The 11,806-nt window shown below is 55.2% G+C and carries 10 protein-coding genes and 1 riboswitch; of the genes, 3 read left to right on the top strand and 7 right to left on the bottom strand.

Annotated features, from left to right (window positions below):
- Positions 1-326: 326 nt before the first annotated feature.
- From ACR3EP_RS20250 to ACR3EP_RS20220, 7 genes are all read right to left on the bottom strand, one after another.
- Positions 327-1,340: a FecCD family ABC transporter permease gene (locus tag ACR3EP_RS20250; protein WP_480639214.1), complete on the bottom strand. Its 1,014-nt coding sequence runs from the start codon at positions 1,338-1,340 to the stop codon at positions 327-329.
- A gap of 1 nt (position 1,341) precedes the next feature.
- Entirely contained in the window at positions 1,342-2,289 is a 948-nt protein-coding gene (locus ACR3EP_RS20245) for an ABC transporter substrate-binding protein (RefSeq protein ID WP_480639213.1), read from the bottom strand.
- An 18-nt stretch (positions 2,290-2,307) separates the two neighbouring features.
- The gene (locus ACR3EP_RS20240) at positions 2,308-3,093 is read right to left on the bottom strand and encodes an ABC transporter ATP-binding protein (RefSeq protein WP_480639212.1); all 786 of its coding nucleotides are present in this window, start codon (positions 3,091-3,093) and stop codon (positions 2,308-2,310) included.
- Complete coding sequence (locus ACR3EP_RS20235) at positions 3,090-3,446, bottom strand: DUF1636 family protein (protein WP_480639211.1); 357 nt, start codon at positions 3,444-3,446, stop codon at positions 3,090-3,092. Before ACR3EP_RS20235 ends, ACR3EP_RS20240 begins: the two co-directional genes overlap by 4 nt.
- Positions 3,447-3,548: 102 nt before the next feature.
- Positions 3,549-3,755: riboswitch (cobalamin riboswitch) on the bottom strand.
- Positions 3,756-3,920: 165 nt separating this feature from the next.
- Positions 3,921-4,193, bottom strand: coding sequence for a DUF6525 family protein (locus ACR3EP_RS20230; RefSeq protein ID WP_480639210.1), 273 nt, complete (start codon positions 4,191-4,193; stop codon positions 3,921-3,923).
- Positions 4,190-4,804 (bottom strand): DUF1826 domain-containing protein, encoded by a 615-nt coding sequence (locus ACR3EP_RS20225; protein ID WP_480639209.1) that lies wholly within the window; start codon positions 4,802-4,804, stop codon positions 4,190-4,192. The genes ACR3EP_RS20230 and ACR3EP_RS20225 overlap by 4 nt, the downstream gene beginning before the upstream one ends.
- A gap of 17 nt (positions 4,805-4,821) precedes the next feature.
- Positions 4,822-6,033 carry a GTP-binding protein gene (locus tag ACR3EP_RS20220; protein ID WP_480639208.1) on the bottom strand — a complete coding sequence of 404 codons (1,212 nt, stop codon included), beginning with the start codon at positions 6,031-6,033 and terminating at the stop codon, positions 4,822-4,824.
- 104 nt (positions 6,034-6,137) lie between these two features.
- Between ACR3EP_RS20220 and ACR3EP_RS20215 the strand changes: the two genes are divergently transcribed.
- The 3 genes from ACR3EP_RS20215 to ACR3EP_RS20205 all read left to right on the top strand — a co-directional run bounded on the left by ACR3EP_RS20215 (position 6,138) and on the right by ACR3EP_RS20205 (position 11,799).
- Positions 6,138-6,542, top strand: coding sequence for an RrF2 family transcriptional regulator (locus tag ACR3EP_RS20215; protein WP_170351190.1), 405 nt, complete (start codon positions 6,138-6,140; stop codon positions 6,540-6,542).
- A 232-nt stretch (positions 6,543-6,774) separates the two neighbouring features.
- Entirely contained in the window at positions 6,775-7,860 is a 1,086-nt protein-coding gene (locus ACR3EP_RS20210; RefSeq protein ID WP_480639207.1) for a polyamine ABC transporter substrate-binding protein, read from the top strand.
- A 255-nt stretch (positions 7,861-8,115) separates the two neighbouring features.
- Positions 8,116-11,799, top strand: a complete 3,684-nt coding sequence (locus ACR3EP_RS20205; protein WP_480639206.1) for an AMP-binding protein — start codon at positions 8,116-8,118, stop codon at positions 11,797-11,799.
- Positions 11,800-11,806 lie beyond the last annotated feature (7 nt).

Raw genomic sequence — 11,806 nt, 5'->3', positions numbered from 1 at the left:
AGTACGGTATTGCGAAATTGAAAGGCTGCTCCTGAAAACTCTGCCATATTCATGTCGAAGCGGGCTCCCGTAGTTGTTTCACTGACCTGCTTTGCCGCTAGGTAACCTCACGCGGCGTTCACAACACTTAAAGGCGCCGATCCGAGTGAACTAGTAAGCCTGCGCGCGATTTGGATCACACCCGCTGACAAGCGCGAGACAGAATTTTCCGTATCTGTGAGGTCATTGAAACAAATTGGATTGTTGGTGGAAAAATGCGCATCCCTCAGCAGGCCGGGTAAAAGCTTTAATCTTGCCCGGGTCGGTTGGTCGGCGGCCTTAAAAAGCTACCTCTGGCTTCTCGATGTTCTGAACAGAAGCAGGAACACGAAAACGGAACCAATCGAGGTGGTAACGATCCCAACGGGCAGTTCTTGCGGAGCCAGCAAAAGGCGGCTGAGAATATCTGAACCTGTCAGCAAGGCTGCCCCGACAATCGCTGCGGTGGGTAATAGATGCCGGTGCAACGGCCCTGCGATCCCACGGGCGATATGAGGGACCATCAGGCCGACGAAACCGATTACGCCTGCCACCGAGACGAACACAGCTGTTGCAAGGGCCGCGACAAAGAACATGCTGAACCGCAGCCCCTGCACCGGCACGCCCAGCGTTGCAGCTGTCAGGTCTCCGGTCAGCAATGCGTCTAGCCAGCGGGCGCGATAGAGCGCGTAGGCCAGAATAAGCAGCAATCCGGCGCAGACCAGCGGGAACGTCTCCCACCGGGCTAGGCCCAGACCGCCCAGCATCCAGAAGATCACCGAATGCGCGGCGCGGCTGTCGCCTGCGAAGATCAAATAGTTGGTGATGGCAGAGAACAAGAAGGACACGGCCAAACCGGCCAATATCAGTTTCTCGGGTGCGCTGGTGCGCAACCCGTGAACCAGCGCCAGCACGATACCCGACGCTACAAGTCCTCCGCAGAACGCGGCCAGAGGTAAGGTCCAAAAGCCCAGAATATCCCCGGTCACTGTGATGACGAACACGGCACCTGCCGCCGCGCCCGAGGACAGGCCAAACAAAAACGGGTCGGCCAAATCGTTGCGCGTTGTGGTTTGCAAAACCACACCGACAATGCCCAGACCAGCCCCGATAACGGCCGCGAACAAGGCGCGCGGCAGGCGCAGGTCAAAGACGATCCGGTGCAGCGGCGACATCACTCCTTCACTCAGCCCCGTTCCCAGCAGTATAGCCGTGACCGTGTCCGTGACAGGGATGGATGTGGTGCCATAGATGGTGGACATCAGTAAGAGGGCGGCCAATACGGCCGCCCCCAGCACAAGTGTCAGGCCCAGTCGGCCCATATCAGTTGAGGCCTGGATGCATGGCCTGAGCCATTTTCGAAATCGCTTCGATATTTGCCGGTCCGGGGGTCAATTCCTCGTACCGCAAACCGATCCAGCGCTCGTTTTTCACGGCTTCAGTCTGCGACATCACTGGATGTTCCTGCAAAAATTTGAACGTGTCCGCAGCGCCATTGCCTGTCTGATAATCAAGCAGCACAAGGAATTCCGGGTTTGCGGCGGCGACCGCCTCCCACGAGGTTCGACCCCAGCTTGTTTCCATGTCGTGGGTCACGTTTTCACCACCCGCGGCAGCAATCATAGCATCGGGGATGGCGAACTTACCTGCGGTGAATGGCGCGTCCGCCGGGCCGTCCAGCAAGAAAACGCGGGGTTTCGCCAGGTCGGCAGTCTGCGCTTCGATCACTGAGAGTTCGTCTTTCCAGCCCGTGACCAGCGCCTCGGCCTTGTCTTCAACGTGCATGACCTGACCCAGGCGCAGGACGTCATTGAACAGCAGGTCCATGCTGGCTTCGGGGCGATCCTTGTCCAGATGCACACAGCTTTCGGTCAGGATCATGGTCTTGATACCAAAGGGCTCCAGCGTATCCGGAGTCACATCTCCGCCCGGCTTCATGCCGTAATACCAGCCAGCAAAGAACAGGTCGGGTTCCACGGCAACAAGGTTTTCGACAGTTGGGTATTTCGGTGCCAGTTCGGGGATATCACCGCGCAGGGTGTCGAATTCCGGGCTGGTTTTGTACCAGCCGGTGATGCCGGTCAGACCGACGATCTTGTCCTGCAGGCCCAACGCGAAGGCCATATCGGTCATGTTCATGTCATGCACAACCAGACGCTCGGGCTGGGTTTCGAACACCAGCGGCGCTCCGCAGTTGTCGACGGTGACCTCGTGGGCGGACGCGCCGCCTGCCATGGCTGTGACCAGCGCCACGGACCAGATGTGTTTCATTGGGGAAGGTTCCTCGGTTTAGGTTGAGATTGTGGATTTTCGGATATCCAGCGCTGGAATCACGCGGCCTTCGTGGTGAAAGCACAGGTATTCAACGCCAAAAGTATCGCGGACCCGCTCGGGGGTCAGCACTTCGGCCACGGGGCCAAATCCCGTCAGCCGCGTTGATTTCATCAGCGCCACGTGGGTGGCAAATTCCGGGATCATGACAAGATCATGGACAATCATCACAACCGTGATGCCGAGTTCGGCGACCAGAGACAGCATCCGACCCTTGGCATCCGGATCGAGATGGTTGGTTGGCTCATCCAGGAACAACAACGATGGGTTCTGTGCCAGTGCCCGGGCGATATGCGCGCGTTGACGTTCGCCCCCGGACAGTACCGCCATGCGCTTGTCTGCCAGCGCGCCAAGGTCGGTCAGCTCAAGAATTCTGTTCAGTTCTCTGGCATGTTCATTCGCCGAACGGTCGGCCCAGATCGGAATCTGGCCCATGGCAACATAGTCCCGCAACAACAGCCTGCCATCCGGCTGCTCTTGCTGACCCACAACCGCGATCATGCGGGCGCGCTCCATGGCGGGCATATGTTTCAGGCTGCGTTTCTTGACCAATACCTGGCCCAGCACAAGCTCAGCTGCCCCGCACAGAAGGTTTAAAAGCGTGGTTTTCCCCGCCCCATTCGGACCGGCAATTGCCAGTATCGCGCCCTCGGCCAATTCAAACGAGACGCCTTGCAGAAGAACGTCACCATTGAGCGCATAATATTCGAGATCACGCGCAACCAGAAAAGATGAGGTCGTCATGATGGCTCCTCCAATTGAATTCGAGGCAAACGAGAAAGGGTTTTTGCAAATAGTGGTTGCGGCCGGTCCGTCGCGTTGGTCCAACCGTCTGCGACGTTGCGGTACTGATGTGCGAATTCCGCCAGCGCGTTGACATCTTCTGCAGTTTCAATATCGCCGAACAGGTACTGAGCTTTGCCAGCGGCCTGAAATCCGACGGTCGTTGGTCGCGCGCAGCCCGCCATGCAGGTAACGGTGCGCACTGCGAACCCGGTCGGCAACCTGCCGGTCAACGCATTGCGCATGACATCAACAGGCAATGCGCCGGTACAAGTCGAGCAGATCAGAAGGAAATGGTCAGGTGTTTCCGGCATTGTCCGCTCCGCTTGAAGCCAAGCGCGGACAGAAGGTGCCGATCATGTACACACGTTTCAGACGTGCCATCAAAGCCTCCTTCCAGGACGCCCCGCCCCGGGTTGGTTGAACATGTGATGGCAGGTCTCCTGACTTGCGGGTCGATGCTTGGCCATCCTTCCCGGCCCAATGGCCAGTGGATTTTGGCGTCGCTCACCGCTTACAGTTGCGGGGGCAGTCACGGATTTGGCGCCAAAGTGGCGAACCGCACCGTATTCCCTTTTCATCCCTTGGGCGTACCATCGGGAACCATCTGGCCCTTGCTTGTCTTAGACTGGGGGCCATGTCAATCACGATTTGAAACAACAACTTTTCGATCGGAACTCAAACGCTCTGGGTTTCGAAATCTGCCGCATGCGTTTTCGCTGCAAGTGCGGCACCCAGTGTCGCATGGGTCGCGACAGCATACTGTGTTAGAGGTGGCAATTTTTTCCTCATGTTTGAGAATTTAATTTGAAAACAGTCGATTGCCGGTCACGCGCGAGCGTTCGGGCTTCGGCCTGGCTGAGTGACGCGAGCGTTTCTTCTGATGAAAGCCCCTTGGCCCGCGATTTTGACCAGATGCGGCGTGCGGATACCGGGGACCATGGCAACGCCGCTTCTGACAACCACTGTCGCAACGGGGCTGGAAGGCCGTCAAACACATCCATCGGATCGGTTGATCGATGCTTGCGGCGCAAGCTGCATTGCCCGAGGTTACGTCTCATGCTTCGGTTTCCGGATTTTCCACTGGGTCCAAAACCAAGACGAGACGGGATTCACTGGTACCTTCGATTGGAGGCGAGCGATGCACCACCCCTGACGATGGTCGCTCGGGCCAGAGTGTTCCCCGTAGCAGGATCGGAGCGCCGGTCTGAACGGTAAACACAAGCGCGGGATCGTTTCCATCAGTCGAGGTGCCGTATTGTGTTCCAGTGCCACGATAGGTGCAGACCAACCGGGCGGTGACAGCATCGGTATGAAATTTACGGCAAGCATTGGTGGTGACAACATCCAGCCGCAGCCGCAGGAAGTTGGCGTTCATCAGCTCGCAGAACATGTCGGCCAGAGAAGTGATATCATCCTGAAGCCACGCTCTTTCAGTCCCGTTAGGCATACCGGAGATATCGCAGAGTTGCCCCACGGTCGTCTTAACGGCGCTTGGTGGAAGAATGACTCGCCCACTTGGCAAAGCCTTGGGATCAAGTTGGTCAAGCCAGCTTTGCATATCCGGCGGGGTTCGCCGGCGCCAAATCAAAGCGGCACAGTTTGGCTGTGCAAAAGTGCGGATTGCCGCCGGATCATCTGCGAAGTTCACACCGGTGACCTTGTCTTTCACGGGCTTTCTAACGAAGTTCATGCGGCATCCTCTGCCCGGCGCCAAATCGGGAAGGGGTCCGGCAGGTTCGGCAAATTGTCGGGCCCTGACGCCGTAACTGCTGGAATAAGGCAATTGTCCAATCGTGCCTTCAAACTTTGCCAGTCGATCCCGGCACCGATGAAAACGATCTCTTGACGGCGGTCGCCCCACGGCTCTTGCCAGTGGGCCTGCATATAGGCGCGGGCGCTGTCATGTGCGGGGCGTCGCTCTTCGGGAACTGATGCCCACCAGGTGCCGAGTGGTTTGACGCTGGACAATGCACCGGCGAGTGAAAATTCAGCCACCCAGTCCGGGCGTGTCGAAATCCAAAAGTGGCCTTTGGCCCGGATCACCCCTGGCAGATCACCGTTGAGAACGTCCAAAATGCGTTCGGGAACGAACGGAAGTCGCGCCCGGTAAACGTATGACGCAACCCCGTATTCCTCAGTCTCAGGCACATGGCCGGCAAAGCCGTACAGTTCCTTTGCCCACATCGGGTGTTCATGGGCTTGCTCGAAGTTAAACAGGCCGGTGTCCAGGATCTTTTCTGCGGCAACTTCCGAATGGTTGGTCTCGATGATCTCGGCATCTGCATTCAGACTGCGGATGATCTTGCGGGCCGCATCAACTTTTTCTGACCCCGCATCATCAACCTTGTTCAGGATCACTACATCAGAGAATTCTATTTGATCCGTAAGCAAGTGGACCAGAGTTCGCTCGTCTTCCTCTCCCATCGTTTCGCCTCGGTCTCGTAGGAAATCGTGGGACGAGAAATCGTTCAGCAAGTTCACCGCATCGACAACCGTTACCATGGTGTCGAGCCGCGCCACGTCCGACAAGCTGTCGCCCGCTTCATCTCGGAAATCGAAAGTTGCTGCCACAGGCAATGGTTCGGAAATGCCTGTGGATTCAATAAGCAGGTAGTCAAAACGTCCTTCCGCAGCGAGGCGCCGGACTTCCTCCAAAAGATCGTCCCGAAGGGTACAACAGATGCAGCCATTCGACATTTCTACCAGAGTTTCATCCGTCCGGCTGAGTTCGGTATCGGCCCGTACCAGATCGGCGTCGATATTCACCTCGGACATATCGTTGACGATAACCGCGACCCGACGCCCTTCGCGGTTGTTCAGGATTCGGTTCAAAAGGGTGGTCTTGCCCGCCCCTAAGAAGCCGGAAAGGACGGTGACAGGAAGTCGGGTATCTGACATGGGTTGCTCCGAATGGTGCCTTGAGAGTCACGTAACTTACGCAGTTACTAGACGAATGCAACAGTTATTGTTACGTGTGATATCTGTTTGGAGAAGAACGACAAATGAAGCGCAATAGCCGCCTATCCCTCGCCCTGCACACGCTCGGCCACATGGCCGGAGATCCGAATCGTAAGCGTACATCTGCGGATATCGCCGAGCATTCAGGGACGAACCCGGTGGTGGTACGCCGCGTCTTGGGACGGCTTCGTGACGCGGGTCTGTTAACTTCGGAAAAAGGCCACGCAGGAGGGTGGAGTCTAGCACGCGAACCAGACAGCATAACCCTGGCGGATGTGTATCTTGCGTTGGACGAAAGTCTGATCGCCTCTGGCAGAGAAGACCATGCCCCCAAATGTTCAGTGGAACATGCGTTGCACCGTCGCGTTTCGAGTATCATGAAGGAGATCGAGCAAAGCCTAGTCGACCGTCTCGGCGAGACAACCATCTCCGAAGTCAGAGGCAAGTAATACCTGATCAAGTATCGCGGCAAGTTTCTCTTCATTCTCACCACATCGTTTGACGCTATGGGTGCAACATTCCTGCTGTTTAAGGGTTGCACCAACTAGGGTGGGGGTACGTCCTTTGGTAAGGCTCAGCTTAAACTTCGGGCTTGTTGGATCTGCCTCATGACCATAAGACGGGTGGACCGCGTTTCTCACAACCCACCGGGAACATGTTGCAAAGCCCTAGGAGTACACAATGAAATCAATATTGACGGCTGCGTCGATGACCTTGCTTTTCACAACCGCGCTGTACGCCGAGGAAAAGGTCTATGTTTACAATTGGGCTGACTATATCGACGAGTCTCTGCTGCAGAAATTCACCACCGAAACGGGGGTCGAAGTCGTCTACGATAACTTCGATTCCAATGACTTGCTTGAAACCAAAATGCTTGCAGGCAAGTCTGGTTATGACGTTGTGTTTCCCTCGGGCACGTTTTTGCAACGTCAGATAGAAGCCGGTGTCTTCCAACGGCTCGACAAAGCCCAGTTGCCCAACTCGGTTAACCTGTGGGATGCTATCGAGCAACGAACCGCGACCTTCGATCCGGAGAATAGCTACTCAGTTAACTATATGTGGGGTTCAACGGGCATTGCTGTGAATGTCGAAAAAGTTCGCGAGGCGCTTGGTGACGATATCCCACTGGATTCGATGGAGCTGCTGTTTAACCCGGAGTACGTGTCCAAGCTGTCCGATTGTGGCGTGAATTTTCTGGATGCTCCGTCCGAGCTTATCCCCGCTGCCCTGACCTATATCGGAGAGGATCCGAATACGCGCGATCTCGATGTTATCGCCAAAGCTGAACCGGTTCTTAACGCGGTTCGTCCTTACGTCAGGAAATTCAATTCGACAGGCTATATCTCGGACCTTGCGACCGGTGAAGTGTGCGTTTCAATGGCCTGGTCAGGTGATGGCCTGCAAGCCCGAAGCCGGGCCGCCGAATCCGGAAACGGGATTGTAATTGAGTATAGCGCTTTCCGAGAAGGTTCGGGCATGTGGTTCGACCAGATCGCGATCCCTGCGGATGCCCCTCATCCGGAACTGGCCCATAAGTTCATCAACTTCCTGATGGAGCCAGAAAACGCGGCCGCAATTTCAAACTATGTTTGGTATGCAAACGGAAACCTTGCGTCGCAAGAGTTTCTGAACGAAGCGATTTTGAATGATCCGGGCCTCTATCCGTCTGAAGAAGGGATGAAGAACCTCTATATGAAGATGCCTTGGGACGCTGAGATGCAGCGTTTCGTGACGCGCATGTGGACGCGGGTTAAATCTGGCGTGTAGGTCGCCTTTTGACGCTAACCTATTCGTCTAAGAAGCACAAAACGACTGATACGTGTAAAATGTTGGGGCTGGGAAAAGCTTGCCTTGCCCCAATGCACTTTGCAGAAGGCCCCAGCCGGTGTCGTAGGTCGCAGTCTGTGCTTTTTTCACATTTGACCCCGGCTGACGACGCAATAAGACTTAGCTTCAAAGCGGAAACCAAGGGTTTGAAAAGGGATCGCGACCAAACAGCTAATTTGGGGCAGGAAAAGTAAGATGACACCGAATGATGGCAGCGCGAGTACGTTAGAAAAAATCCTGTGCGCAATCGCCGTGTGTTTGGATCGACAAGCAGAGACTTCGCCTGAATACCCAAATTCAAACCTCTCCAGCCCAGATTTTGGTTACCAGGTACGACAAAACCAGATTTGCGCAGTCGGTTGGTTGCTTTTTTTGTTTGGCGCAACACCGCGCAGAAGGTTGGGCCGACTTGTTCTGAAATCAATGCGGGATGTGGGTCTTGCAAAAGTCCCCCGTTGGAAATTGTCACAGGCGATTGACGATGCAGCGGGCTCGTTGAACGACCAATACCCAAATGTCGTGAACAAGGCGATTGTCGGCACGCCGGATGATAACTCCGATCGTATTGTGCAAAGAGTTCAAAGCCTTATTGGCTTGCGTGCCTTCGATAGCGCGCGCAAATTGTTGACGCAAAATAAGACCGAACTGCGTGAGAAATATGAACCGCTTCGGACACGCTTAATCAGGCACGAGACTGGGAATCCAATTTCGGAATGCGGTCACAGGCTGGCGGGCCGTCCTGGCGAAGCTTCGGTTGGAGAACCCGGCTCTGAACAACCTTTTGAAACAGAGTGGCGAACCGCCAACCAGGAAATTGTGAATGCCCTTCTGGCCAACGAAGAAGGGAACACTTCAGATATCGATGCGTTGCTTTGCGACATTTCTAATGATCCCCAGCGCGCCCTGTCATTAGTTGTTTTTCTGAACCATGGTTTGGATGCCAGCTACAAATCCACGCTGATTATTTCTGCATCGCGCCTTCCACCAATGGCGCGTTTCGTGATTTTTTCACACTGGCATTGGGTCGATGAAAAGCATCTGGTTAACGCGCTAGATGAGGCAATCTCAGACGGTAGAACCTACTATGTCGAAGCATCGCTTACTCGTGCGATGTCGGGTCGAATATCTCCGCCAAGAAAGAACGCGGCAAAGAAGCGGTTGTTCGACAATCTGTTACGCCTTGCAAGGGGTTGGGCGTCGTTTGGAAAGGACCCACTGATTGAGGTGGCGAAAACCCAAGGTGTGCGCGTGGTTGGTCCAGAATCAATGCCCGCCGCATTTCCAGCAGATCAGGACTATGCAACCTCGTCGAGAGGGGTGGCATACGGTGTCGATTCTGCGCTTACCGATCGGGCGAAATCCTGGCTGGAAAACAATTCTGAAAACGCGAACGGTATCGTAGTGTACTCGCCTCACTCTCAGAACCTGACTTTCGCTTCAAGACGTTTGCAAGTCGCATTGGCGGGAATGGGGAAGCCGGTACAAACACTTGTCGAGGTTGCACCCGAAGTTGGCGACCCTGCTGAACCCTCGGACTTTCTGACCGCCGCGCGTCGCGAAGGCTACGACATCACTTTATCGGGTCGGCGGGTGACGAAACGCAATTCCTACTCAAACCGATACTTGGACCATTTGCGGGCGGGCGCAGTGCTTCAAATTTACTTCGACGGAGAAAGAGCCCCCGGCAAACGGTTGTTGGTACCGTGGCTTTTACGCCCCGGCAAACTGCCCGGATTTCCGGCGCAACTTGCGATTTCCAGCGGTGCGGATGTCTGCTTTGCTGCGACATGGATTGACGAGGATGGCGTGCCGGTCATTGACCTCGTCCCGCTCAAACTGCCGCCTCGTTCGGGTTCAAATCTGGTTCAGCGGTTGTGGCTTACCCAGCAACTGGCCCGCACTTGCCGAAGCTTTGTTTTGACACAGAAAATGCCGGTTCAGCGGCATTTGATCGCCGCTTACGGAGGAGCAATGCCAAGGCGCGAACTGGTTGATCTGGAAACCTGGGCGCGCAGCGACACGGTGCGCCGTAGTAAGTTGTGTTGGCTATCCAATCATGACCCGGACCATGTCGCTATTCGAACAGTGTCTGGGTTTATCACCTATGGGGTTTTGGCAAGCCTGTGTTTGCGCATGTCCAGCATGTTGTTGCATTTTCAGGATACTGCCCCCAATCACTCAGACCCCGTGCGTAAATTTGGGTGCCAACACCGGGTTTTGTGCCTGCTACCGGCCAGCCCTGCGGCAATTGTGACGCAACTGGCCTCGACGGCAATCGGAAGTCTGCTTTGCGTGGGTCTACCAGAGGACTCAGACGAACAGCTTGTGGGTCGCCTGAAAGCGTTTGACCCTGATTTGGTTCTTGTCACGTTTTCACTTTGGAGTCGTTTGATAGCTTCAAACCCAGAGCTTGAGAATGTGAACGCTGTGATTATCGGCGACGAATGCGACGCAACTGCTCTGGACTTTCTTTTAGACAGTTTTTCCGAAGCCCCAGCTTTGCCACCCCTTGATCATCGGTGTCCCGCCTATGTTGTTTACACGTCTGGCAGCTCGGGCGAGCCCAAAGGCGTTGTCCTGGCAGCGGGCATGGCCTCGCGGATGCGGGTGTTCGATTATGATCAGCCGCAAACTTTGCTAACAGTTGTGCGTTGGGACACGGCAACCGCGCTGGAAACACTGCCTGCTTTTGTGGGGGGGCACACGATTGTTCTGCCTCCAATCACCGGGTTCTCCGATCTAAAGCAGCTTTGTGATCTTATGGTCGCAACGTCCACCACGGCTTTGTCCGCACCGTGCAGCGTATTGCACGGTATGTTGCAAAACCCCGATTTCTCACCCGAGTTTTTGCCCGGATTGTTCGTCTTTTACCCCTGGGGGGAACCGAGTCGCGCGCGTCTCATCGGGGATTTAGTGAAGCGTTTTCCCAAAGCTGAACTAAACGCGACCTACGGCGCTTCGGAGTTTATTGAAGTTTCACATGGAAAGCTTCCCGCCGAAGGTTTTGCCAAGTATCAGGGATCTCCGGGTGGAATGTTCTTGGCTGGCGCAAAAGCAGTCAATGCAGACGGTCACGACTTGCAACCCGGCGAAATTGGCCGGGTCAAGGCCGTTGGCTACGACCGGACCCTGGGCAATTTCAAGAATTTGCAGGCAGGTGAGCCGGTTTTTGATCCACTCAAGGATCCCATTCTTCTTGATGATTGGGTGACCATTCTGCCTGACGGGAGTTTAGATGTATTGGGAAGAGTGGACGATGTGGTTAACATCCGGGGGCGTAGACTGTCGCTGAATGCCGTTACCGAAATCGCAGAAAACGTAGCAGGGATCGAGCGGGCCTTTGTCACCGTCGCGCAAATTCGCGAGGCAGATGCGGTTGCCATTGCCATTGAAACCAAACGCAAGGATGTCGACATTCTGAAAAAGGAATTGCGGCAGGCCATTACCGAAAATTTCTTTCCCGCCGCCGCGCCATTGAGATTTGTACACACAGAGGAACTGCCGCGTCTTCCCAGTGGGAAATTGGATCGTAAAAGGCTTCGATCAATATTGGAAAATGGGGGGGCAGACACATCTGGTTTGCCAACGCGGCAACCGAAGGCTGCTACTGTGTCTGAGTCACCTCTGTCCCCTATGCTTGAGGTGTTGCGAAACTTCGCAGATCACGAGGGGTTGGTCCCGCGCGCAGGTTTTGATCCTGACAACACACACCCGTTTCTCGATTCCATTCTTAGCCTGATACTCATGCTGAGCATTGAAGAGAAGTTTGGAAATATCCCACCCGCAAACGTCTTTGATCGTCAGGAATCAGCAACCTGGCGCGAGCTTGCAGAAGCTCTTGGACCGAAAGCCTGTGTTAACTCGCGGTCTGAAAACTGATGTTCCT

Source organism: Ruegeria sp. BB10, from assembly GCF_056535725.1.
The sequence above is the reverse complement of the archived record's forward strand: the minus strand, read 5'-3'. Positions and strand labels throughout refer to the sequence as shown.

What these genes read in the sequence shown, in the direction of transcription:
- ACR3EP_RS20250 (WP_480639214.1), bottom strand. Translation starts at nt 1,340, where the DNA reads ATGGGCCGACTGGGCCTGACACTTGTGCTGGGGGCGGCCGTATTGGCC.
- ACR3EP_RS20245 (WP_480639213.1), bottom strand. Translation starts at nt 2,289, where the DNA reads ATGAAACACATCTGGTCCGTGGCGCTGGTCACAGCCATGGCAGGCGGC.
- ACR3EP_RS20240 (WP_480639212.1), bottom strand. Translation starts at nt 3,093, where the DNA reads ATGACGACCTCATCTTTTCTGGTTGCGCGTGATCTCGAATATTATGCG.
- ACR3EP_RS20235 (WP_480639211.1), bottom strand. Translation starts at nt 3,446, where the DNA reads ATGCCGGAAACACCTGACCATTTCCTTCTGATCTGCTCGACTTGTACC.
- ACR3EP_RS20230 (WP_480639210.1), bottom strand. Translation starts at nt 4,193, where the DNA reads ATGAGACGTAACCTCGGGCAATGCAGCTTGCGCCGCAAGCATCGATCA.
- ACR3EP_RS20220 (WP_480639208.1), bottom strand. Translation starts at nt 6,033, where the DNA reads ATGTCAGATACCCGACTTCCTGTCACCGTCCTTTCCGGCTTCTTAGGG.
- ACR3EP_RS20215 (WP_170351190.1), top strand. Translation starts at nt 6,138, where the DNA reads ATGAAGCGCAATAGCCGCCTATCCCTCGCCCTGCACACGCTCGGCCAC.
- ACR3EP_RS20210 (WP_480639207.1), top strand. Translation starts at nt 6,775, where the DNA reads ATGAAATCAATATTGACGGCTGCGTCGATGACCTTGCTTTTCACAACC.
- ACR3EP_RS20205 (WP_480639206.1), top strand. Translation starts at nt 8,116, where the DNA reads ATGACACCGAATGATGGCAGCGCGAGTACGTTAGAAAAAATCCTGTGC.